This is a genomic window from Yoonia vestfoldensis (assembly GCF_002158905.1).
GTDB lineage: Bacteria > Pseudomonadota > Alphaproteobacteria > Rhodobacterales > Rhodobacteraceae > Yoonia > Yoonia vestfoldensis_B.
Map to the genome: position 1 here is coordinate 3,418,191 of NZ_CP021431.1, position 23,603 is coordinate 3,441,793.

General features: G+C 58.5%; 22 protein-coding genes. 2 read left to right on the forward strand and 20 right to left on the reverse strand.

Annotation, left to right across the window (positions count from 1 at the left end; translation table 11 throughout):
• Positions 1 to 18: 18 nt before the first annotated feature.
• From LOKVESSMR4R_RS17175 to LOKVESSMR4R_RS17210, 8 genes are all read right to left on the reverse strand, one after another.
• Positions 19 to 1,953, reverse strand: a complete 1,935-nt coding sequence (locus tag LOKVESSMR4R_RS17175) for a flagellar hook-length control protein FliK (protein ID WP_157898265.1) — start codon at positions 1,951 to 1,953, stop codon at positions 19 to 21.
• A gap of 101 nt (positions 1,954 to 2,054) precedes the next feature.
• The gene (locus tag LOKVESSMR4R_RS17180) at positions 2,055 to 2,474 is read right to left on the reverse strand and encodes a hypothetical protein (RefSeq protein WP_087211214.1); all 420 of its coding nucleotides are present in this window, start codon (positions 2,472 to 2,474) and stop codon (positions 2,055 to 2,057) included.
• A 2-nt stretch (positions 2,475 to 2,476) separates the two neighbouring features.
• Positions 2,477 to 3,811, reverse strand: a complete 1,335-nt coding sequence (locus LOKVESSMR4R_RS17185; protein WP_087211217.1) for a FliI/YscN family ATPase — start codon at positions 3,809 to 3,811, stop codon at positions 2,477 to 2,479.
• Positions 3,811 to 4,674 (reverse strand): FliH/SctL family protein, encoded by an 864-nt coding sequence (locus LOKVESSMR4R_RS17190; RefSeq protein WP_237331836.1) that lies wholly within the window; start codon positions 4,672 to 4,674, stop codon positions 3,811 to 3,813. The genes LOKVESSMR4R_RS17185 and LOKVESSMR4R_RS17190 overlap by 1 nt, the downstream gene beginning before the upstream one ends.
• Before the next feature lie 20 nt (positions 4,675 to 4,694).
• Positions 4,695 to 5,735 carry a flagellar motor switch protein FliG gene (fliG, locus tag LOKVESSMR4R_RS17195; protein ID WP_087213499.1) on the reverse strand — a complete coding sequence of 347 codons (1,041 nt, stop codon included), beginning with the start codon at positions 5,733 to 5,735 and terminating at the stop codon, positions 4,695 to 4,697.
• A 15-nt stretch (positions 5,736 to 5,750) separates the two neighbouring features.
• Entirely contained in the window at positions 5,751 to 7,547 is a 1,797-nt protein-coding gene (gene fliF / locus LOKVESSMR4R_RS17200; RefSeq protein WP_087211223.1) for a flagellar basal-body MS-ring/collar protein FliF, read from the reverse strand.
• A gap of 46 nt (positions 7,548 to 7,593) precedes the next feature.
• Positions 7,594 to 7,935 (reverse strand): flagellar hook-basal body complex protein FliE, encoded by a 342-nt coding sequence (fliE, locus tag LOKVESSMR4R_RS17205; protein ID WP_087211226.1) that lies wholly within the window; start codon positions 7,933 to 7,935, stop codon positions 7,594 to 7,596.
• 22 nt (positions 7,936 to 7,957) lie between these two features.
• Complete coding sequence (locus LOKVESSMR4R_RS17210) at positions 7,958 to 9,118, reverse strand: sigma 54-interacting transcriptional regulator (protein ID WP_204248691.1); 1,161 nt, start codon at positions 9,116 to 9,118, stop codon at positions 7,958 to 7,960.
• A gap of 437 nt (positions 9,119 to 9,555) precedes the next feature.
• Between LOKVESSMR4R_RS17210 and LOKVESSMR4R_RS20645 the strand changes: the two genes are divergently transcribed.
• On the forward strand, positions 9,556 to 10,149 hold the full coding sequence (locus tag LOKVESSMR4R_RS20645) for a sigma 54-interacting transcriptional regulator (protein ID WP_237331837.1): 594 nt from the start codon (positions 9,556 to 9,558) through the stop codon (positions 10,147 to 10,149).
• Positions 10,146 to 10,601 (forward strand): helix-turn-helix domain-containing protein, encoded by a 456-nt coding sequence (locus LOKVESSMR4R_RS20650; RefSeq protein WP_237331838.1) that lies wholly within the window; start codon positions 10,146 to 10,148, stop codon positions 10,599 to 10,601. The genes LOKVESSMR4R_RS20645 and LOKVESSMR4R_RS20650 overlap by 4 nt, the downstream gene beginning before the upstream one ends.
• Before the next feature lie 28 nt (positions 10,602 to 10,629).
• On the opposite strand, the gene LOKVESSMR4R_RS17220 is transcribed toward LOKVESSMR4R_RS20650, so the two are convergent.
• The 12 genes from LOKVESSMR4R_RS17220 to LOKVESSMR4R_RS17275 all read right to left on the reverse strand — a co-directional run bounded on the left by LOKVESSMR4R_RS17220 (position 10,630) and on the right by LOKVESSMR4R_RS17275 (position 23,596).
• Positions 10,630 to 11,031, reverse strand: coding sequence for a hypothetical protein (locus LOKVESSMR4R_RS17220; protein WP_087211230.1), 402 nt, complete (start codon positions 11,029 to 11,031; stop codon positions 10,630 to 10,632).
• 4 nt (positions 11,032 to 11,035) lie between these two features.
• On the reverse strand, positions 11,036 to 11,755 hold the full coding sequence (locus tag LOKVESSMR4R_RS17225) for a sigma-70 family RNA polymerase sigma factor (RefSeq protein WP_087213504.1): 720 nt from the start codon (positions 11,753 to 11,755) through the stop codon (positions 11,036 to 11,038).
• A 13-nt stretch (positions 11,756 to 11,768) separates the two neighbouring features.
• Positions 11,769 to 12,557 carry an AAA family ATPase gene (locus tag LOKVESSMR4R_RS17230; RefSeq protein WP_087211234.1) on the reverse strand — a complete coding sequence of 263 codons (789 nt, stop codon included), beginning with the start codon at positions 12,555 to 12,557 and terminating at the stop codon, positions 11,769 to 11,771.
• A gap of 93 nt (positions 12,558 to 12,650) precedes the next feature.
• A complete protein-coding gene (locus LOKVESSMR4R_RS17235) occupies positions 12,651 to 13,103 on the reverse strand; it encodes a YcbK family protein (protein ID WP_237331840.1) in 453 nt (150 codons plus the stop codon).
• A 276-nt stretch (positions 13,104 to 13,379) separates the two neighbouring features.
• A complete protein-coding gene (locus LOKVESSMR4R_RS17240) occupies positions 13,380 to 14,183 on the reverse strand; it encodes a flagellar hook-basal body protein (RefSeq protein WP_087211241.1) in 804 nt (267 codons plus the stop codon).
• A gap of 56 nt (positions 14,184 to 14,239) precedes the next feature.
• Positions 14,240 to 15,502: a flagellar hook-associated protein FlgL gene (gene flgL / locus LOKVESSMR4R_RS17245; protein ID WP_087211244.1), complete on the reverse strand. Its 1,263-nt coding sequence runs from the start codon at positions 15,500 to 15,502 to the stop codon at positions 14,240 to 14,242.
• A gap of 8 nt (positions 15,503 to 15,510) precedes the next feature.
• The gene (flgK, locus tag LOKVESSMR4R_RS17250) at positions 15,511 to 19,803 is read right to left on the reverse strand and encodes a flagellar hook-associated protein FlgK (protein WP_087211247.1); all 4,293 of its coding nucleotides are present in this window, start codon (positions 19,801 to 19,803) and stop codon (positions 15,511 to 15,513) included.
• Positions 19,804 to 20,142 (reverse strand): rod-binding protein, encoded by a 339-nt coding sequence (locus tag LOKVESSMR4R_RS17255; protein WP_087211250.1) that lies wholly within the window; start codon positions 20,140 to 20,142, stop codon positions 19,804 to 19,806.
• 35 nt (positions 20,143 to 20,177) lie between these two features.
• Positions 20,178 to 21,302 (reverse strand): flagellar basal body P-ring protein FlgI, encoded by a 1,125-nt coding sequence (locus tag LOKVESSMR4R_RS17260; protein WP_204248692.1) that lies wholly within the window; start codon positions 21,300 to 21,302, stop codon positions 20,178 to 20,180.
• Between the two features lie 18 nt (positions 21,303 to 21,320).
• Positions 21,321 to 21,962: a flagellar basal body L-ring protein FlgH gene (locus LOKVESSMR4R_RS17265; RefSeq protein WP_204248693.1), complete on the reverse strand. Its 642-nt coding sequence runs from the start codon at positions 21,960 to 21,962 to the stop codon at positions 21,321 to 21,323.
• Between the two features lie 16 nt (positions 21,963 to 21,978).
• Positions 21,979 to 22,764: a flagellar basal-body rod protein FlgG gene (flgG, locus tag LOKVESSMR4R_RS17270; RefSeq protein WP_087211259.1), complete on the reverse strand. Its 786-nt coding sequence runs from the start codon at positions 22,762 to 22,764 to the stop codon at positions 21,979 to 21,981.
• Between the two features lie 70 nt (positions 22,765 to 22,834).
• The gene (locus tag LOKVESSMR4R_RS17275) at positions 22,835 to 23,596 is read right to left on the reverse strand and encodes a flagellar hook-basal body complex protein (protein ID WP_087211262.1); all 762 of its coding nucleotides are present in this window, start codon (positions 23,594 to 23,596) and stop codon (positions 22,835 to 22,837) included.
• Positions 23,597 to 23,603 lie beyond the last annotated feature (7 nt).

Here is a 23,603-nt window from a genome sequence, read left to right on the forward strand (position 1 = left end):
GCGTCTCCGTCGGGTCATTTATAATAAGATGTTGATGCGCGACAGATTATCCGCGCGCGCCATATCATCGCCATTTTCCACTGTATCAATAGCCAATTCCGATAAGGCCGGCTGGTCGGTGGGGCCGTCTTTCTGGCCACTTTCGCCGCCATTATTTCCGGTGCTTGCGGAATATGTCCCCAAGGTCAGGCCCGCGCTGTCAAAGGCCGAGGAAAGCTGATCCTGCACATCGCGGAGCATCGCGGCGGTGGCCGGCACATCCGCGACGATCCGCAGGTCGGTGCCGCGTTTGCCCTCGCTCAGCTTGAGCGTGATTTGCCCCAGATGCGCTGGCAGGATCTTGATGGTCAGCGCCCCGCCTGCCTGCGCGGCATTTATCGCGCGATTGACCAGAATTTTGGTCCAGCCTTGCTGGCGGACATCCAAAGCCGCCTCGATCTGCCCTTGCAGAGACGCAGCCGCCTGCCCGCCGACGCCGGACCCGGCCTGCCCATTGCCATTTTGCGATGCAGTCCCCGCCCCGCCACTGGCGTTATCGATCTGGGTCATGGTCGGCAGCACTGGATCAGCACCAAGGGTCGGTGGCACGGGCGGCCGCGACATATGTTGCGTGGCAATCACTGATGCCTCTGCGGTCAATGGCGCGGTCTTTGGCACCGCCATGCCCGTGACGGCCTGATCGGGCGCAATCGCGGGCATCATATCATTCTGGGCGCGGGCTTTCGCAATCCCAATCTGGGGCGCAGCGCCGGTGCCGGGCAGCATGGCCGCGCGCGCGTTCAGCAAATCCTCTGACCCATCTGCGGCCACTGTCGGCGATGGCGCGGTTTGCAGGGTCAGGACATCCGCAGGCTGTTGGGTTGGCGTGATCTGAACTGCGGTCTCGGCCATGGGGGCGCGGGCGGCCCCGGCAAATGGGTCCGGCCCCGCAACCGCCGCTGGCAAACCGGCCTGCACTGGCGGTAACGCTGACAAGGTCGCTGGCGATTGGTCTGCAGCGGTCAGCGCGACAGGCGATTGTTGCGGATCTGCGCCCTGCTGCGCCAATGTCAAAAGGCTGACCATCGTGCCGGGGACCGCGTCCATTTTCACCGCCGCGACCAAGGGCGGGGTCACGCGGTCACCCTGCAACGCCAAACTGCCCGGTTGCAGCAGGATCACAGGGCGTTCAGCCGCCATCTCAGGATTTGACAGCGCGTCCAATCCCAGACCCGCATCCGGCCCAGCAAGCGGAGAGGTCATTTGGTCAACTGTCAGCTTCCAGCCATCAGGCGTCATTTTTTTGACGCTATCGGCGACAGCCCCATCCGCCGTGGCCTGCGCAGACATGGGTCCAGCAGCCAGAACCGGCAAGATCATGCCTTCAAATCCGGGATCGCTGGCCGTTACCAAGGCTGCATCATCCTGCGGCACCACGGCCACCAAAGCCGCGCGCGCAAGGCCGATGTCGCCATGCGGCAGATCCAAAGGCACCCCAACCAGAACAACGGGCTGCAATGCGGTGGATTGATCGGCCATGATATCGGGATCGACGGGCAAGATCTGGATCTGGGTGATCTGCGTCACATCCCAGAAATCAGCGGGCTGATCGCCAAGGACGACCCCATCCATATCCGCAACAGGCAGGTCATCGCCCGCCGCCACAGCCGCCACAGGATCAAGTCCCGCCTTCGCGGACCCGACAGAGGCCGCCATCGCCAATAAAAACAATGCGCCGTCTTGGGCATTGGCGGGCTGATCCGGCCCAGCGGCACCTTGGGGCGTTGGCAGCTGTTCCAGTGCTTGATCTGGCATATCCATCTGGGACAGGATCGGCGTTGCGCCCTTTTCCAAGCTGGTCATCAGCTGCACGAAAGAATGCTCTACCGCGCTGACGCTGGCCTTGGTGGACTCGAGACCGGTCTTGGCCAGCCAATCTGTTGCACCAGCAACACCAATGTCGTTGGTGTTCAACAAAGCTATCATCCAACCAACCCATTCCAGAACCTGCCGGTTGTCTTTGCAAGCGCAATGCCAAGCGGGGTGTTGCCCGGCGTAAATCGCTGATTTCGCTTTCAGACCTGCCGTGTCGTGCGGATAAAATCCTGCGCTGCGGCCGATTGCGCCTCGCGCTCTTCGCTGGCCTGACGCGCGACCTCGTCAGCCTTGTTGGTCACGACCCGTTTCTTATGGCTCATCCGGTTGATCGCGGCGGTCAGATCACGCAGTTCGATTTGCAGAAATTCCAGCTTGTTGCGCAAGATCAGGCCTTCATCGACCAGCTGCAATTCATACCAGCGATCACTTTCCAACTGACGCGGATCAAGATCGCCGTGCTGCCTGCTTTTGGCCTGCAGATCGGTGATCCGCGCAATCAGATCAGTCAATTGGCTGATCTCATCCTGCAGAGCCTGCTGGCGTTTGATCAAGGCTGGCATGCCTGCATGGGCCTTGAGCGCCATATTCCGCAGCATTTTCGCCTTGCGTTCACCCATGGCTATTGGCCGACAATCGCGGCCAGCTGGCCCGAGGCTTTGCTCAGCTCGGCCTGTTCGTCAGGGCTTTGGCTGATGTAATCCACCAGTTTCGGCCAAAGCGAGACCGCCTGATCCAGATCCGTATCCTGCCCAGAGACATAGCCGCCCATCAGCATCAAATCTCTGTTTTCATTATACAAGGACACTAGCTTTTTGAATTTTCGTGCGGCTTTTTGTTGGGCGGGCGGAACGATGTCATTCATCACCCGACTGATCGAGGCCGGGATATCAATGGCCGGATAAACACCCAGCTGCGCGATGGACCGGCTCAGGACGATATGCCCGTCAAGGATCGCGCGGGCCGTATCGACCACCGGATCATTGCTGTCATCACCATCGGCCAAAACAGTATAGATCCCGGTGATCGAACCCGCATTGGGGCCGATACCCATACCGGCGCGTTCAATCAGGTTCGGGATCATCGAGATGACAGAAGCCGGATAGCCTTTCGAGGTCGGCGCCTCGCCGAGCGCAAGCCCGATTTCGCGCTGCGCATGGGCGACACGGGTCAGCGAATCCATGATCAGCAAGACATTCTTGCCTTGGTCTCTGAAATGTTCGGCCAATGCGGTGGCCCGCCGCGCGCCCCTGATCCGCAAAAGCGGGGACCGGTCGGCAGGCACGGCAATAATGCTGACCTTATCCTTTGTCGCGGGCTGCATGATGGCGCGCACCATTTCGCCGACTTCGCGGGCGCGCTCGCCGATCAGCCCGATCACCACCACATCGGCCGATGTATATCGCGCCATCATCCCCAAGAGCACCGATTTGCCGACACCAGACCCTGCAATGATCCCAATGCGTTGCCCGCATCCGATCGTCAAAAGGCCGTTGACCGCGCGCACGCCCACATCCAGCGGGCCGGGTATCTGTCGTCTGGCCAGCGGATTAACAAGCGTGCCGTTCAGCGGGGCCTGTGCCGACACCTGCGGCCTGGGCGCATTGTCCAAAGGCCAGCCCAGCCCGTCCACGACACGGCCAAGATAGCTGTCACCGACATCGACCATTGTGCCTTCGTCGATCAGGGCAACGCGCGCACCGGCCTGAACCGCGGCCCCCGATTGGTAAAGCACCAGCTTGTTGCGCCCCTCGTTAAAGCCGATCACCTCACCCAGCACCGCTTGACCATCGGTTGTCTGCACCGAACAGACCGAACCGACACAGACCGGAAAGCCGTCACATTCCAGCAGCAACCCATCGTAACGGGACACCCGCCCGCTGAGCATCGGCCCCTGCGTCGCGCCGCCGCGATCCTGTTTCAGCGGGCGCGTGATCTGGTCGGTAAAGTTCAGCATCAGGCCAGCTCTGCCCCCGTTTTGCGCAGCAAAGAGGTTGCCCGGTCGCGCAACAGATCCGACACCTCGGCCCCACCCACCCGCAGCCTTGCATCGCCGCGCTGCAATGTCGGATCGCCCCGCAGATAGATCAACGGCGGGTTCGGATGGGTATCAAGGCATTTTTGCAAAAGCGGGATATCATCGGGGCAGACAAAGACTTCGCGCGTGCCCAGAAGATGCGCCAGATTGTCCAACAGCGTATCCAACCGCACCAAAAGCGGCTCTGGCATATCGGTCAGGGCCTGGCCGATGCGTTCCGATGCCAGGGTCAGAACGGCCTCTTCGATACTGCGGGCGACGACATCCATATCAAAGACCTGTTCGGACCCCAAAGAAACCGTCAGCTGCTGCAACTGGGTGAATTGCTCCTCCAAGGCGACCTCGCGTTCGCCCTGCGTGATGGCTTTGCCAGCGGACAGGCCCTCGGCATAGGCATCATCGCGGATGCGCTGCAACATGGCCTCATCGACCGGTGGCGCGGGCGGATGATGCGGCTCTGGCACGGCCTCGGCAGGCTGCGGCACAGCCTCGGGCAGCGGAGGTGGTCCTTCTTGTGGCGGCGCCGGAGGGGGCGATAGCGTCTCTTCGGGGATGGCTGCACCCGGCTCTGCCGGCAGGGCGGGTGCGGACTCCTCCGCCTGTATCAGGTCGGTTTCCAACGAAATCTTGACCGCAATCTCGGCCCATGACAGCCGCCTGAAGGTCTGGTCAGCCTGCCGCGAGGCGGTATCGACCAAGGCAAAGGCGGGGTCTTTGGTCTTTGCAAGCAGATCCGCCAGATCCAGCTGCTGCGGATCGCGCGCCGGATCGCTGGCTTTCATGGGGAATAACCGGCCCTTCATCAGACCATTTCATCCCCGCCGCGGCCGGCAAGCACGATGGTGCCTTCGTCGGACATTTTGCGCGCCACTTCGATGATCTGTTTCTGGGCGGTTTGCACTTCGGTCAAACGCACGGGACCAAGCACTTCCATTTCGTCTTTGATATTGGCCGCCGCGCGCGACGACATGCAGCCGAACAATTTCTCTTGCAGTTCTTCGGTCGCACCTTTGAGCGCCATGATCAGATCTTCGGTTTCCACCGACCGCAGCAGGGTCTGCAAGGACCGATCATCCGACATGCCAAGGTTATCGAAGGTGAACATATTGTCCTGAATCGCCTGCATCAGATCCTTGTCGTTGCGTCTGATCGCACCAAGGATACGCTTTTCCATATTCGCTTTGGTAAAGTTCATGATCTTGGCAGCCGCTTTCACGCCGCCAACCTTGGTCGAGCGCAGGCTTGTATTTGCCTTGAATTTCATCTGCATCACCAGCTCCAGCTCGCGCAGGGCCTCTGGATCGACGGTTTCAAGAGTCGCGATACGCTGGACGATTTCCGGCTGCAAATCTTCTGGCAGCAGGTTCAGCACGTCAGACGCCTGACTGTAATCGAGATAGGACACGATCAGCGCGATGATTTGCGGATGTTCATCTTGCAACAATTCCGCGATGGACCGGCCATCCATCCAGTCGAGGATCTCGATCGGTCTTTCGCTGCTGGCGGGGGTGATGCGGCTTAGAACGGATTGCGCCTTATCTTCACCCAAAGCACGGTTCAGAACGTTGCGGATGTAATTGCCCGCGCCCAGCCCAAGGCTGGTCTGTCGCTTGATGATGGCAAGAAACTCGTCCAGCACGGCATTGACGGTTTCCTGATCCGTATTGCGCACAGAATACATCGCGCCACCAAGATGCTGGACTTCTTTCGGCGACAGGTTCTTGAGAATTTCCGCAGCCTCTTCTTCGCCCAAAAGCATCATCAGGATCGCGGATTTTTGCGTTCCGGTCAGGCGTTCGGTAATTTCCGTCGCGGTCAGTTCAGGTGTTGCTGCGCCATCCATCATATGTCCCCCCGGTTATCCCACTTGATCCAAATCGTTTTCCATCAAGGCCTTGAACACGTTGGACACGCGCCCGGCCTCATCCGCCACGATCATCCGGATCAAGGCGACCTTGTCGTCATAGCTGTTGGCAGTATCCAGCATTTCAGCCGAAATCGTGCTTTTCTTGGGTTTCAGCTTGGCCTTGATTTCTTCGAGCGTCTGGCCCTCTTCCATCTCGATCACATCCATGTCGATGATTTCGCCGTCTTCGGTGGTGATCACATTGCCATAGCCACCCGATTCACCGGTCGTTGCCAGGAATTGGGTCAGCAAAGGCTTGATCAATCCCAAAGTGACCACGGCCAGGACAAGCACCATCAAGGCATTGCGCACCATTTCCTGCACCCAGGGATCTTCATACCAGACCATCTCGGTGTCGCCGCTAAGCGCAGAGATCACGGCCTCGGGTGAAATGAAGGGCAGGCTGGACACGATCAGCGTATCGCCCCTGTTCTCGTCGATCCCAACGGTGCGAGAGACAAGGGATTTGACCTCTTCGATCCTGCTGGGGTCCAGCCCGACTGCGGGGGCGGCCTGGGGCTCGCCGTCTTCGGCGGCCACCACGGGCTGTAGTTCACGCAGCAACACGGCAACATGGACACCATTGATCCGGGTCATCGGGCTGGCTTCAGACATCACCGTCCGGCTGACCTCGTAATTGCGCAGATTGTTCGAAGACCGCAGGCGCGACTGTTCATTTCCTGACACTTCTGCGCCCGCTGCATCCAGGTCTTGGCCATCTGCTGCGTCGGTCTGCTGTTCCAACTCCGCGCGGGGCGGCGGCGTATTGCCCACCGCGCCGGGAACCCCCTGTGCGCTTTCGGTGATTTCCTCTTCCAAAGCTTCCTGCTCGCTCAAAAGAGCAGATCGATCGGGAACCACCATATCTTCGGTGCGCTCGGTGCGGGTAAAGTCGATATCCAGCGATACCTGCGCCGAAACATTCCCCGGCCCCACAATGGGCGTCAGCAAGGCCTCGACCCGCATGCGATAGATGTCTTCCAGCCGCAGCCGATATTCAAGCTGGCGGTCGGCCAGATCGGTCGCAGGGTCGTTGACGGTATCGGACAAAAGCTGCCCGTTCTGGTTGACGACGGTCACGCTGGTCTTTGGCAGATTGGCGACAGAGGACGAGACAAGGTTCACGATCGCCATCACTTGCTGGTCGCTCAGACTGCGGCCAGGCGCGACTTGGACGAAAACCGAGGCGGTCGGATTCTGGGCATTGCGCGCAAAGGCCGAACGCTCGGGTATCGCCAGATGCACCCGAGACGCCTGCACCACGTCAATCTCGTTGATCGACCGTGCCAGTTCGACCTCTTGGCTTTGCTTGAGGCGCATGCTCTCGACTGACCGGCTCGTGCCCATCGGCATATCGGTCAAGACGCTGTAGCCATCGGGCATGGATTGGGGCAAACCCTGCGCGGCCAGGGACATGCGCGACGTATAGAAATCGCCGGTCGGCACGGTCAGATCGCCGGTGACAGGGTCAACGCGCACATCCGTGCCATTGTTGCGCAGCACATCCAGCACCGCCGCCTTTTCCGCCTCGGGCAGCGAGGCGAACAGCGTCGTGCGCTGCGGTGTCTGCAAAACAAGATATAAAATCAGGCCAAGAACAACCAGCAAAGCCGCGGCAATGACAGGGAACGCACGCTGCACGGCGGGCTGCATGTAAAACGACCGCAGCTCCTGCATGGCATAGGACGTCCGTTGCATCACCCCGTTGCGAGAGGATGCCGCGCTCAGATTGGTCGAGCTATCGGTCATGTCTTGGTCTCATTCAGCACATCATTTTCCCAGATCACACAATGCCTTAAACCGGCATGTTCATGATGTCCTTGTAGGCGGTCAGCGCTTTGTTGCGCACGTTCAGCGTCATCTGAAAGCTCAGCGAGGACACCTGCTGCGCCACCATCACCTTGGTCAGGTCGGTTTCTTTGCCGGTCTCGTAATCCCGGACCAGCTGGGCGGCTTCGTTTTGCGTACGCGCCACATTATCAAGGCTGTCGCTCATCCGCTCGGCAAAGCTTGGGCCGGCGTTCGACCGGCCAACCGCGCCCCCGCCACCGGCCCGTTCCGCCATATCCGCAGCCCGATCAAGCGCGGCAGTGACGGTTGTAGATGAAACATTGCTGATCTGTTCCAAGGCTTTCATGTCATACTCCTCTGGCGCGCGGTCAAAGCGGGGCCTGCGCTGTTGTTGTCTGAGATTGAACATCCATCATCGAAGACTGATCGATCATAATGGCATCGGCCGTGATCACGGGGCCGTCTTTCAGGACCAAGGCCCGCTGGATCACGTTTTCCAACTCGCGGACATTGCCGGGCCAGCTGTGCGACATCAGCAGATCAAGCGCACATGGCATCATCAACGGCGTTTCTGTCACATCTTTGACATGCCGCATGACCAATTCATAAGCGATCGCGGCGATATCTTCCGGCCGCTCGCGCAGGGCCTGCGTCTGGATCGGGAACACGTTGAGCCGGTAAAACAGATCTTCGCGGAACCGGCCCATGCGGCATTCATCCGTCATATTCCTGTTTGATGTCGCGAAAATGCGCACATCGACCTTGATCGGCTTGGTGCCGCCAACCGGCGTGACGGTCAGTTCCTGGATCGCGCGCAACAGCTTGGCCTGAAGCTGCAGCGACATCTCGGAAATCTCGTCCAGCAAAAGCGTGCCACCATCCGCCGCCCTGATTACGCCGACATTCGACGTGGACGCCCCGGTAAAGGCGCCTTTCTCATGGCCGAACATCATGGCTTCGAGCATGTTATCGGGGATTGCCGCGCAGTTGATCGCGATGAATTCTTTCTCTTTGCGGGGCGATTGCAGGTGCATGAAACGCGCCATGACTTCCTTGCCGCTGCCGCTGGGACCATTGATGAAGACACTGACATCCGATTTGGCAACGCGCCGGGCCAGATCATATAGCCGCCGTGACCCATCCGACCGCACCAAGGCGCGCCCGGTGCCATGCAACAGCGTGACGATGAATTGCCGGGCAGCATCGCGCGCCATGTCTTTTGGCAATGACAGATGCACGATCCGCCCCCCCAAAGAGGCCGTGACGGCATAGGCATCGGCCCCCATATCGGCGATCAAGACCGATTTGGCACCAACAGATTTCGCCAGCTCGATCACCCCGGACTGACCACCCAGTTCCGCGGCCCGCTGCGCCGACAAGACCAGAAAATCGGTGCTGCATTTATTGGCATGAGAACAGCCCATAACCTCGACCGCATCGACCTCATGCAAAATGAGATAATCCAATATTTCGGCGCCCAGGTCGAAAGCGACCCGATCAATAACCACTCTATGTACGCTCTTCATCATGGCTCATGAAAGGCAAGTGCCATGCCAACTTTGACCGCTGCGTGAAATTCAATCGCGATCCAAGTTGCAATTTGCAGACAGCTGGCGCGCGGCCCACATCATTGCCTATATTCCATGCCAATGCGGCTGGCCAAACCCTGCCTGATTGTCAGGATTTTCGGTGCGCAACCTGGGCTAATATCGCAAAATCCGGAAATCCACGCGGATATGCCCGTTTGCCCTGCCTTCAAAAGCGGCAAAACCCGGTCACAGAATGTCGCGGTCACTGGATTAAAGTTTGACACATCGTCAACAAGGTTGTGCAGATGCGTGGATTCTTGTTAGGGGTTCGGTAAATAATTAATACCAGTAGACGCAAGTAACAAAAACGTATCGGCAGAAATAGGCGGTGACGAGACATGTTGATATCTGGATCATCTGAACGGATTCAGACACTCTTGGCTGATGTCAAAAATGCTGCGCCTTACAACGTCAATGTGCTTGTGGTCGGCCCGACCGGCTGCGGCAAGGAACTTGTCGTGCAAACGATTCACGACCTGTCAGGCCGCAAGGGCAAGCTGGTCAGCGTCAACTGCGCCGCAATCCCCCGCGATCTGCTAGAGGCCGAACTCTTCGGACATGAAAAAGGGGCGTTCACCGGCGCGGCCACACGCCGGATCGGCAGATTCGAAGAAGCCGCCGGCGGCACCCTGTTTCTGGACGAAATCGGTGACATGCCGCTTGAACTGCAAGGCAAGCTTTTGCGCGCCATCGAGGCCCGCGCCGTCAGCCGTATCGGATCAAACAGCGAACAGCCCATCGACTTTCGCCTGGTCTGCGCGACGCATCAGAACATCGAACACAAGGTCGACAAGGGCGAGTTTCGCCAGGATTTGATGTATCGGATCTCGGTGGTCATGCTGCAAGTTCCGTCTCTGCGCGACCGCATGGGCGATCTTCCCGAACTGGCGCAGGCAATTCGCACCAGCTCGAAACAGACGGCTCTGGGCTGGTGCCGCCCAAAGTCAGCACGGATGGTCTTGCAGAAATGATGGCCTATTCCTGGCCCGGCAATATTCGTGAATTGCGCAACTTTTTTCAGCGCGCAGCGGTTCTGTCAAAAGGCGTTCCAATAGACAGAGAGGCGGTTCGGAAACTTCTTCATCTTCCGCATAATCAATCCGAAGAACAAAGCTTTCTTTGGTCTGCAATTGCGCAGATGCCAGATGATGATGAAGAGCCGGAAATTGCACCCGATGCAATCGCCCCTTTGGAACGGAGTGATCAGTCGATCATGACAATCCTGAACGGCCATGAAGACTTTTGTTTGCAAGGTCACCTGAGCGCGCAGGAAGCAAAGTTCATCGCATTGGCGATGCAAATGTCCAATTACAATACCGCACAGGCAGCCAAACGGCTGTCGCTCAAACGCACGACGCTGATTGCAAAAATGCGAAAATACGGCATTTCGTCTGACGTGCCACCGGAAATCCCCGCCATCTGATCGCAGCCACCAGCCACGCCAGCCCGGATCACAGGATCGGGATGCTCCATGACAGGTCGGAAATCATGCAGCGATCCTGACCATCCACATCCAGATACCCCCCGGTCGTCAGCGTCAGACTGTCCTGCAACGCCAGAATAAGCGTCACGGGGCGCGGCGGGTGATGTTGCAGGCAATTCAGCAGCAGACTGAACTGCGCCACAGAGACACTGGCGCGCGCCAGCATGACCGGCCGGTTCTTTTCGATCTCGACCACGCCGATGGCACCAACCTGGTCAACCTCGATGGACTTGAGCGTCAGGACCATATTGCCGCGCGCGATATTCATCAGGCTGCAATTGATCACCAGATCGGGGACGGCCTCATGCCCGACCAAGGCGACCTCGGCGGATTGCACCGAAACCTGAATGACGTTTATCTTTTCTTTCATCGGTTCAGGACGCCCCCATCCCGACGGCAAAATCCTGCAACATGGGCTGCATCTTCTTGAATGCCATTGATTTAAGCTGCGAAACGCGGCCGGGGGTGACCTCTAGGATGGCTGCAATCTCGTAGATGTTCAGCTCTTCGACATAATATAATTGCAGGACCAAGGCCTCTCTTTGGGGCAAGGCTTTCAGCGCGACCAGCAATGCCTCTTTCAGGCGGCCACGGTCCAAAAGCTGTTCTGCGGGTGGGTCTTCGGTGGAAAACCACATCGAATATTCGTCATATTCATCCTGCAACGAATTCTGGTAACTGCTGTTCAGGCTTTGCTCCCAGCTGCTGAGTTCGCCAATGGTCATGGACACGGCCTCGGCCAATTCCGGACGGGTCGGCGCGCGGCCCAGTTTCTGCGACAGCTCTGCCTGGGCGAATTTGACAACTTTGGTTGTCGCAATCGTTTTGCGGCCCAGATTGGAATTTTTGCGCAGGTAATCGTAAATCGCGCCCCGGACGCGCAAGACGGCGTAATTTTCGAAAGACACGCCCTCGCGCCTTGTATAGCGCTGCGCGGCCTCGATCAAGCCGATCAGACCGACCTGCAATAGATCATCGAATTCGACAATAGAGCGCACACGCGAATAGATATGATGCGCCACGCGCCGCACCAAAGCCTCGTGTTCTCTGACGAGTTTTTCGACATTCAGCTTGGCCGATGGATAATCTTGCATCCGCCACATTCACCTATGGGACGGGGCTATGAAGCGTGACAGGATCAGGCTCTGTATAGGGCGGGTCCTTTTCAAACAGAGCAGTCAGAATGGAATCGATCCTGGGGAAAATACGCGCCTTCATGACATCGTGATCAATTGATCTTCCATGGACAGAGCTTGAATTGATTTCATTCATCTTTGGCAGATAACCCGTATAGGTCAATTTGACCGGCAGAAAGCTTGATACGGTCCGTTCGAAATTGTCAAAAATCGTTTTCGCCTGTTCCGCTGACTTGGCCATGTTAACGATAGCAGAAAATGATGTCACATCCTTTTCAAGATAAGCATTTTTGATCAAGGCATAGGCATCAACAAAGCTGGTCGCCTGCCCCAACAGCACCACCATCGTATGATCCGCCACAGAGACGGTATTCATCACCCCCGTCCCCGACCCGGCGGGCACATCAACGATGATGAAAGCGAATTCATGCGCGGTGGTTTTCAGCGTATGCAGCAAATCCTTAAGCCGCTCTGCATCGCTTTCGACCAAGACATTCGCGGCCGTCCTACCGGGCAGCAATGACAGACCATTTGGCAATTTATGGACAGCGGCGCGCCAATCGCACCGGCCTTCGAGAACATCAATCAGATCAGCCGTTGGGCGCGTGTTCAGCAAGACATGCGAATTTGCCATCAACAGATCGGAATCGACCAAAAGCGTCGGTCCGTGACCATCTTGCAAGCGTATTGACATGTTGACGGCCAAAGATGATTTGCCGACGCCGCCTTTTCCACTCGCAACTGAAATAATCGTAGGCATGACACCGCCCCCCTTTTGACCGTCTATGCATAAACAAGGCCAAGTTTAAAAATTTGTCTGAAAACAGATCAAAACGATGTAGAACGACCAAAATCAGGCACTCCAGCGACGATTATTGCCACTATCGATGTGGATGAACGTCGCATAAGTGCCTACCCCACCCCGACAAATGTCATTTGCGACAGCACCAAGCTGTCGCGGTGACACCCCCGGCAGTCCGAAATCAATCGCCTTGCCTTCGACATGCAGCGAATTGACAGCGACCTGGCGGCTACGTTGGCGCAGCATCTCATTTGTTCTTTGTGACCGGTAACCTGAATTGATCCTGACATCGGTCGGGATGCCGGGTGTGGCAAAAGACCGGCAAATCTGCAGGAAATCCTGAACAATCAAAGGATCAATTCTTTTGACCTGGTCTTCGCGCCAATCGCGCATGAAATGGTTCAATCGGCGGTGCTGTATCCAACCCAAATCCAACGAAGCGGGCACATCCAGAAAAAGCGCTTCACCGGTATTGGCATTTTGCAGCCGCATGGCAAAAGCCATCGGCGCGCGAGCGTTGTCGCTGCGCGGGCTGGCGGGCGGGCTGGGCGCCGGATCAGCCAGTGGTGGTTGCCTGTAAAGGTCCAGCATCGCGCGATCGGCGCTTTGTTCCGGGGATACAGGTTTATGCGAAAACAGCCCGCCACCTTTTTCAAGGTCAACAAGGGGTGCTGCGCTGACGCTGATCGGGGCGCATAAAAGGCCGGATAGGACAGTTCTGCGAGAGAACAAAACCGTGCCGCGCATCAGATGCTTTCCCCAAGTGACATGAAATAATGCCTAGCGGGTCAGTTTTTCGATCATGTCGGAATAGGTCTGCAAAATGCGCGACGATCCCGAAAACTGCTGCTGTGCGCGGATCATATTGGTCAATTCGGTTGTCAGATCGACGTTTGATGTTTCCAGAACGCCCGCCTGGATCATGGCAAACCCCTCTTGGCCGCCGGCACCCAAGATCAATTCACCAGACCCATCGGTCGCTTGGAAACGGTTCATGCCCAACTGGCGCAGCGCGGTTTCGTTTGGAAACGATCCAATCGCAATCTGGCCCAGCACGACGGCGGGTTGGCCACCATATGTCGCCAGGATCTTGCCCTCGGCATTGATCTCTAGCGCGGTCAGCTGGGCGCCGTCTTCGCTCTCATAGGGAACCACCAGACTTTGCAGATCCGTGCCGCCGACGCCATCATAACCAAGCACGAAATCATTGGTCGAGGTCCGCAAGATGCCGTCCTTGTCCAACGCAAATTCGCCATCGCGGCTGAAGGTCAGCGTTTCTGACGGCACCCCGTCAGCGGCGGGCGCGGCCGAAACAAACATGCCTTTGCCGATCAATGCGAGGTTCAGAACACCTTCACGGTTCAGCAAACCGCCCTGTTCGGTGCTTTGCTTGGTTCCCTCGACAAGACTGCCGACACCTTTGGATAGGCGCGCGACAGATTCAGGCGATGCACCGCTGTAGAGGTCCGAAAAGCTGGTATTGCTCTTTCGGAAGGCCGTTGTGCCAGAGTTCGCGACATTGTTCGAAACCACGGCGATTTCGAACATCGAGGTCGCCATTCCAGACTTGATTGTGCCGAACATTTACATCTCCTCAGCGTTCAATGACATAACTTTGCAGAAAGCGTGCCAAGATGCCGTCACTTCAGAAAATCGAACAGGCTGCTTTGGCTGATGCGCGAATAGGCCTGTAACGCCGCATCGCGCGACACCAAAAGCGCCTGAAGCTCGGTCACGACCTTTCCCAGATCAGCAGATCCAAGCTCGTTCACATCGGTTTCCAAGGCCACGGCGCGCGTTTGCAAGATCGCCTCTTGATCCTCTGCGCGTTTCAACCGGGCACCGATCTGGGTGCGCGAAACGGCGATATCCTGTCCGGCCTGCACAAGCTTTTCCAGCTGCGCATCAAGCGTTTGCACCGTCGGCACCATGGTTTGCGGCGGTGTGCCATCCGTCGTGATCGTGAAACGCGGCACCCGCACGGCCAGGTCGACACCTTCGATCTTGAGCGCGGACAGCGCCACCGTGCCACTGGCTGCCGACAAGACCAAGCGCCCATCAGCGCTGGTCGCGGTCACACCGGTGCGTGTTGTCTGTTCATTGATCGCGCTGATCAATTGATCATGCGACCCGCCGACGACATCTTTTGCCGTGATCGATACGCTGCCTGCCGGGCCTTGCAGATCAAAGGACACATCACGCGGTAGCCGGTCACCGTTGAAATGCAGCGACAGCCCGTCACTGGCCGGGGCTGAAAGGGTGCTGGCAAATTGCCCTTCGGTGGCCAGCGCGGCCTCGAAACTATCGACGATGTCGAAAATGCTTGCGATGCCGTCGCGCGTTTTCACCTGCATGAAAACCTCTGCCCCGTTGACCGATGTCGGCAGGCGCGTGGTTTCCGAGGCGGCCAAAGTATGCTGGCCACCATCACCGCGATATTGGATGCGGCCGGTTCCGTCCGGGGTAAAGGGTTCGACATCGGTGGCATAACCGCCGAACAGCGCCTGACCATCGGATGTGCGGCTATTGGCCAGATCAATCAATGCTTCGCGGTTTTGCGCGACATCAACCCGAAATGCGGCCAGATCCACCGGATCGACCGTATCTGTATTGGCCGCAACGGCCCGTTCGCGCAGCTGCGCCATGATGCTATCGACACTGGCCAGCACGGTATCGCCCAATGACAGACGCTGCTGCGCCGTCGTTGCATTGCGTTGAAACCCTTTCAGCTGTGTCAGATTTTCCTCTAGGGCGGACAGGCGGACAGCCTCAAGAGGCTTGTCAGAGGCTTGGGTAATTTCCCGCCCGGTCGCGATTTTCGTCTGGCGCAGTTCGATTTCGCTGTTGATCTGCGAGAACCGCGTCAACATCTGATCAGAGAACAGCTTGGTGGATATGGACATTTTCTACCTCATGCGATCCGGATCAGGGTGTCGAACATTTCGCGTGCCGTTTGCAGAATGCGCGCAGCGGCCTGATAGGCTTGTTGCTGGGCCATCAGTTTTGCGGCCTCTTCGTCAAGATTGACCCCGCTCAATTCACTTTCGGCGGCGACGGCGGCATCGCGCACGGCCTCGTTCGACATGCGCGTCAGGCGACCGGCCTCGAGGCTGGACCCGATGCCCGCGGCGATAGACCGAAAACTGTCTTGAAAGCTGCGCCTGCCGGCGCCTTGCTCGCCCAGTTTGATCATCATGTCCAGATTGCGCGCATCCCCCGAAGACCGTTGCCCGGTGCTAAATTCAAAGCTGTCGCCAGTGTCCGAGAAACCGGCAAGTTCCAAGGTTTGATCCGCCACGTTGAACCGCGCCAACCCGCTGGACATACGGGTCGCGATCGACGCGCCCGATGCGATGTCAAACAATTCAACGCGGCCTGACGCATCATCCATCATTTCCACGCGGAACTTTTCAGGTTCCCGCGTCTTGGCAGAAAGAGGCGCACCGATTTCAAATTCCGCGCTTAGGCGTCTTGCGCCCTCTGACCCCATCACGACGATCAGCTCTTCGTCGGGAAGATCGCTTAGATGCAGGTAAACCCCCGCAGCACTGGTGCCGCCCGCCTTGATATTGACGACGCTATCATCGGTGCTGCGCGCCAAAAGCTTGCCGCCTTCGACGCTCAGCTCGGCATTGGCAAGCTTGAAGCCAAGATTGGTTGCGATGGCAGATGGCGTGACGGCCATCATATCGGCACCCGCAGACGCCGTCAGCGTGATGCTGGTCAATCCTGCATCGTCCAGGGTGACCGCAGCCGACAATACATCCGCATCACTGACCGATTGCAGGCTCAGCACCCCGTCGCTGACGGCGAATGTCACGGTCTCGGCTGCGCCGCCGATGGTGACATCCATTGCGTAGGTGCCATCCTCCAGCAAGGTCGCATCAAGGCTGCGCCCCTGCAGGCGCTGCGTAGCCTGACTATCCGCCAGCCCGAAAAGCGCCGCGCCGCCATTGGCCACTGGCCGGGGGCCTGCACCGTTCAGCTGGCCATCCGTCACAATCAGCGACAGCGAAAACCCGTCATCGGTTTGCGTAATCCGGGGCGTGATCCGCCCGGCCTCGGGGCCGGTGATCATGAAATCGAGCGCGGTCAGCCGATCCGGATTGCCATCATCGACACGGGTCAACGTATATTCAGACCCCGCCAGAACGAAGGTTGCAGCGCTGCCAATCGGCGGGACCGCCTCGGGCGCCAGCACGGCACCTTGCAGCACCGGCACCGGTGCCTGCGCGCGCAGTTTTTCTGCGGTCACTTCCGCGACGCGATCCCCGGACATCAGCCCCAGCTCATTGGCTGAAACCTCGGCGGTGAACGATGTGCCGTCTGCCAGCGTCAAGATCGTTTCAAACCGTGCCGAGGGTGCATGCACGCGCGTTCCATCGACATTCTGCGACAGCCCGTCAACACGGCCATCGAGCGCATAGCCCAACGCAGCCAGCGTGCCGCCGTTTGAACGCTCTTGCGTGACCAAGCCGCCCTTCATCGGATCAGCCGCCGAATTCAACGCCACATCCGCGCGCCCTGCGCCACTTGTCGTCAGGGTAAAGCCGGACCCGCTGCTGAAGGCGACAGTGCCACTGAACCGCAGGTCAGCCGCAAAATCCACCGAGACCGCAGGGTCGGCCGTGTCATCCAGCGCCAGAGGATTATACGTTTGATCAAGCGCGCTGGCGCGCAAAGCAACGCCAGAGGAAATATTCGTCGTCACAACATCAAAGCCATCGCGCTGCACCAAGGTGACAGCATTGCCTGATAGTGAAAGCTCGGCTGTGACGCCGGTTTCATCGGATCGGCGGTTCACGGCCTGCATCAGCTCTGACAGGTTTCCGTTATTGACCTGCGCCGAGATCCGAAACGGGGTGTCATTCACACCTGTCAGGTCGAATTGCACTGCCCCGCTTGTCGCATCATCCAGCGACAGGCGCAGGGCCGTGCGTGCCAGCGCGCTGACCCCGACCGCCGCAAAGGCCTTGTTCGCGGCTTCGGCGACATAGGCCGCATCAACGCCCGCGGGAATGCCAAGCGTTCCTGTTGCGGCCGTGTCCATCTGCAGCGCGATGGTTTGCGCTGTGGTGCTATTGGCGGCGGGATTGGTTGAAATCGTGCCGACCGCAGTGCCGCTGAGACCGGTCAAGGACAATGTTTTGGATTGCAATCCGCTTTGCAATGGATCGAACCCGGCACTGCGCTGCGTCACATTTAATCCGCGATAGGTCCCTGAGCCGCTGACAGCGTTGTAATCGGACCGATATTCCGCCGATGCGTTAAAACCGTTCTCTTGCGTCAGCAGCTGCGCCACCTCTGCCGCTGCCAAAGGTGTCCCCGAAACCTGCCGCCCCTCGCGGGTAAAGATGCGGATATCGCTGGCCGGTTTGCCCGCGGTGATATCGGTCAACAAGGCCCGGCCCTGCGACGAGGAAGCACTGATCCCTGTCAGCGCAAGCGCGCCATCCGAGGCAAAGGTCAAGCCTGTCGCCGAACCGGTGACGGACAGGCCCAGATCAGCCAGCGTCAAATCGGTCGTCGTTGACCGGAAAATCCCCGCAGACAGGTAATTGGCGACTTCCTGACCCGATACCCATGCTTGGGTCCCCACCGTTTCAGGGTCCAAGGAAAAGCTGTAATCCACCCCGTCAACCGTCAGGGTCAGGCCCCGGATATCCGCCTCATCCTGCACCGACACTGTGGCCGTTGTCTGCGTGGCCAGACTTGCCAGCGTCATGGTCTGGGTGCCGCGCGGGATGCTTCCGACGACGCCGCCGCGCAGGAAATCCTTGGCCGCAACAGGGGACAGGTTGTTGGCCAGCACCGACGACAGCGCAGGCACGCCTGAGCCGGGCAAGGTTTCCTGTGTCGAGGTCAGGACAGCCGAGCCTTTGTTGGTGGTAGCCGGATAGATGGCAATCGTAGAGGCTGCGGCAATTTCCTCGCCCCGCGTCAGCAGAAAGGACATCCGCGATGCCTCGCCCGGCATCGGTTTGAAACTGAAGGAATCGCCGTCCTTGGGCGTGCCCTCGACAAGAATGACAGCGCTATCAAGCTGGATACTTGCGCGGCCCGCACCCAGCATTGCACCCGTATCATCGGTTAATTGCCATTGCCCACGACGCCCGTCAAAGGTCATTTGCAACGCGCCCAGACGGTCGGACAGGCCGGGCACCAGACGAATGGTTGCCTGCGCATCCCCTTGGTTGGACGGGCGCGGGGTGACGGAAAAATCCGCAACGGCAAAAAGCTCTCGTCCCAGCTGGCCGTCCAGATCAATGCCCTGCGCATGCTGATCATTGAGCTTCTGGCTAAAGTCGCGCGCCAAGGCGTCAAGCTCGCCCAAGGCGCGGCGGTTCGCGCCATGCGCATCAACCAGCCCACGCAAAGCCCCCGTTTCCAACTGCGAGACAATCTGGCCAGAGCCGATGCGGAACATGATGCTGCCGGATTCGCCATCGACCATCGACAGCGGCTTGGCATCTTCCCCGGTCAGGATCAGCGGCCCGGCATCGGATGTGCCCAGCCGCAATTCGGCGGTCAGCCGCTCGCCGATCTTGATGTTGACCGGGATTTTCTGCGCCAGCGTATCCAGCAGCCGATCCCGTTCATCCAACAGACTGTTTGGCGGTGCGGCACCGATATTGGATGATCGCAACTGCCCGTTGATGACACCCAGCGCCCCAAGTGTGCGGTTCACCTCATCCAATCTGGTGCCGATCTCTTGCGCGGTGCCATTCATCAGGCTGGTCAGCAGATTTGCCGTTGTATTAAAGCCATTGGCAACGGTCTTGCCCATTTCCAACGCCGCTTCGCGCGGCGCAAAATCGCCGGGGCTGGCGGCGACCTGCGTCAGGTTGTCGAAAAACGCAGTCATCACCACGGCCAAATCGCCATCATTGGGAAGGATCAGGTTTTCCAGCTGTTCCAGCTTGCCCACAAAGGCATCAGAGGCTTCGAACCGCGCCGTGGCGCTGCGTTTGCTTTCCGTCAGGAACACGTCATAGGCCCTGCGGATTTCGCCCAGCTTGACGCCCAACCCGGTTTGCGATGTCAGGGCGGTCAGTTCACTTTGAACGCCGTAAACCTCGGTCAGGGTCGCATCGCGGCGGCGATAGCCTTCGGTATTGGCATTGACGATATTCTGGCCAGTGACATTCAGCGCCTCGCGTTGGGCCTGAACCGCACTGCGACCGATGTCGAGCAAACTGGCCATTTATGCTGCATCTCCATTCCGGACTCTGTGTTGAAACTGCCGCACGATGGCATCGGCGATGCCGAGCGATTCCCGCTGTGCCAGTGCCCCGGCATATTCAGCGTCCAACATCTGAGTAAACGTCTTTTGGCCCTCACTATTTAGCAAAGGGTCCGACAATTCCGCCGACCGCGCAGAGGACAGGATGGCCTTGACGAAAATCGTCTCGAATTGTTCGGCAACAGCGGCAAGCTCTGCCGGCGTTCCCAGCCTTGCGTCAGATGTCGCCGCCTTGGATTGTTCGCTTTGAAAGGCGGCATCCGTCGCCAGGTTGAACGCGGATGAACTGATGGAATTCATGATATGGCCTCCTGTTCTGCGCCAAAGACCCTGGATCAGATGATGATAAGCTGCGCGCGCAATGCGCCTGACACGCGAAGCGCCTCGAGGATCGCGACAAGATCGGATGGCGTGGCACCGATCGCATTGATCGAATCGACCACATCGCTCAGGCTGACGCCCGGATCGAAAAGAAACGCCCGCGCCTCTTGTTCATCCACGGTGATTTCGCTGTCTTGGGTTTCAAGCGGCGCAACCGGTGTGTTGATCACAGCGCCATCCGTGATGATCGTCTCGCTTTGCGGCACGGCTTGCGGGTCTTCACGGATCCGCACGGTCAGGCTGCCATGGGTGATCACGGCGGGTGTGACATTCACATTGCCGCCAATCACGACCGTGCCAGTGCGCGAATTGACGATGACCTGCGCGGGCGGGTCGCCGGGTTGCACCTCGACCTGTTCAATCAGGCTGGCAAAGGACACTTTCTGTTCGGGATCGGACGGTGCCTGCACGCGGATGGACGAGGCATCAATCGGCACCGCCGTGCCACCGCCAAAGACGACATTGATCGCCTCGGCAACATTGCTGGCGGTCGAGAAATCGGGGCGGTGCAGGTTCAGCACCATATATTCATTGGTGATGAATTCATTCTCGACCAATCGTTCGACGGTGGCACCCTGCGGCACCCGCCCGACAGTGGGCACATTCACCGTCAGCGAAGATCCATCCTGTCCGGTGACACCCAAACCACCCACGACCAGATTTCCCTGGGCCAGCGCATAGGTTTCGCCATCAACCCCCAAAAGCGGCGTCAGCAAAAGCGTGCCGCCACGCAGCGATTCTGCCGGTCCCAAGGTTGACACAGTCACATCGAGCGTCTGTCCGGGCTTGATAAACGCGGGCAGGTCGGCGGTGACGATCACGGCGGCTGCATTTGATCCATTCAGACCTTCCAGCTCTGTCACCATGCCAAAGCGCGAGACCATGGATTGCAAGGATTGCAAGGTGATCCCAAGATCGCCATCCCCGGTGCCGGACAGGCCGACCACCAGACCATAGCCGACCAATTGGTTGGACCGCACGCCCGCCAATGCTGCGATATCCTTGACCCGGTCCGCCTGTGCGACGCCGGACAACAGCGAGAGTGTTACCGCCAAAAGACCGATGATAAATAATCGCATGCGACGCATCACGGCCCCCTAGAGCAGGTTCAAACTGGACACGGCGCGCGACAATAATCCACGTCTGGCCGTATCCGCGATATCACCCGCCCCGGTATAGGTGATCTCTGCATTGGCAAGCCGGTTGGAACTGACGATATTGGCCGGGCTGATATCGCTGCGCCGGACGATCCCGCTGACGCGGACATATTCATCCCCGCTGTTCAGCGTCAGCTTTTTCTGCCCCAGAATCTGCAGATTGCCATTCGGCAAGACCCGCACAACGCTGACCGTGACAAGTCCGGTGAATGTATTCGATTGCGCCGCAGCACCAGAGCCCGCAAAGGATTGGTTCACACCGAATGCCGGATCATCAGCACCCAGAAAACTGGGCAGCTGCGCGGTTGTGCTGTCCGATTTATCGGCAGTCGCGGTTTGCGATTTGGTCGCCTGAAAGGATTCGTTCAAGGCGACCGTCAGCACGTCACCGACCTTTGAGGCGCGCTGTTCCACGGCAAACAATCCGGACACGCCGGGGTGATAAATACTGCCATTGGACGGACGGTCCAGATAGGCGCTCTGCGGCATGACAGGCTGAAATTGGGCGCTGGCCTCGTTTTCGACATAGGTCGAACAGCCGGCAAGTATCGGAAGCATGAAAACAGTCAATAGGCGGATCATCTGCATCCTCTTGTCTTTACAGGTTGTTCGAAATGTAGCGCATCATTTCATCCGAAGAGCTGATCGCCTTGGAACTGACCTCATAGGCCCGTTGCGTCTCGATCATTTCAACAAGCTGCTGAACGACATTGACGTTGGACCCTTCCAAAGCGCCCTGCATCAATTTGCCCAACCCCTGCGCTTGGGGTGCGGCAACCGTTGGCGCGCCGCTGGCCTGCGTTTCGGTCAGAAAGCTTTCGCCGATGGGCTGCAAGCCACGCGGATTGGCAAAGGATGCCAGCGTCAGCTGCCCGACCTCTTGGGTCTGGTCCTGACCCGCCTGGCGCACGAAGACGAGCCCGTCTTGCGAGATATTCACCTCGATTGCATCTTCGGGAATCCGGATCTCTGGCTGGACCACATAGCCGCTGGCCGTGGTCATGGTCCCGTCAGCACTGCGCGAGAAAGACCCGTTGCGGGTGTAACCGACACGTCCATCCGGCATCAGAACCTGGAAGAACCCTTGCCCTTCAATCGCCAGATCGAAGGAATTATCCGTGTTCACCATTCCGCCCTGGGTATATAGCTTTTGGGTATTCACCGCCCGCACACCCGTGCCCAGCGCCAGGGCAGAGGTCAGCGCGGTTCCTTCGGATGTCTGATCCCCGCCAGACCGCTTGACCTGATAAAGCAAGCTTTCGAAATTCACGCGGTCGCTTTTGAAACCGACCGTGTTCAAGTTCGCGAGGTTATTGGCAATGACCTGCATGCGCGTTTGCTGCGCGTTTAACCCGGTCTTTGCGACATGCATTGCGTTGGTCATTGTCGGCTCCTGATTGATCGTTATCAGGATGTTTGCAATCAATGTGCCAACCCCGAAAACCGGGACGGATTTAGCCGGGCAGACGCATGATCCTTGTGCCGCCTTCGTCGATTTCCTGCGCAAGCGCGATGAACTTCACGCTCATTTCAAATTGCCGCTGGCTTTCGATATTCTGGATCAAGGATCCGATTGTATCGACATTGCTGTTTTCCAAGAAGCCTTGGGTCAGGCGCGCTCTTTGGTCGGGGGCGGGCAGGGCGGCTTCGTTGGCCGGGCGGATATGGCCATCGGGCGATTTTGCAAGAACGACACCCTCTGCCTGTGAGGTCGCGATGATCGGACCCGCCACAAAGGTGCCCTCGGGCGCATCGAGAAGTTCCATCTGGATCTGGCCGGTCTCTTCGACCACGATCCGCCGCGTCGCAGGAAGCTGGATTGGGTTCAAGCCGATATCCAGCAACCGATTGCCCGCGCCATCGACAACAAAGCGATCCAGATCGAACGACAGGTCGCCGCGCCGGGACAAGGCCGGGTCACCACCGCTGGTCGGGGCGATGTAGAAATAGCCCTGGCCCTGGATGGCGATATCCATCTCTGCCTCGGTGCTTTGCAATCCACCCTCATCGGTCGAGAACAGCGCTTGCGACGCTTCCTGGCTGTAAACACGCGACCGGAATTGGTCGAAGGGGGTCAGAAAACTCGCCTCGCGCGTGACGCTCAAATCAGCGCGGAAACCCGGCACATTCGCATTTGCCATATTCTGGGCATTGACGCGTAATTCGGACGAGATGTTGCGCAGGTTATTCAGCGCAATATGAATGTTGCGATCCATGCAGATT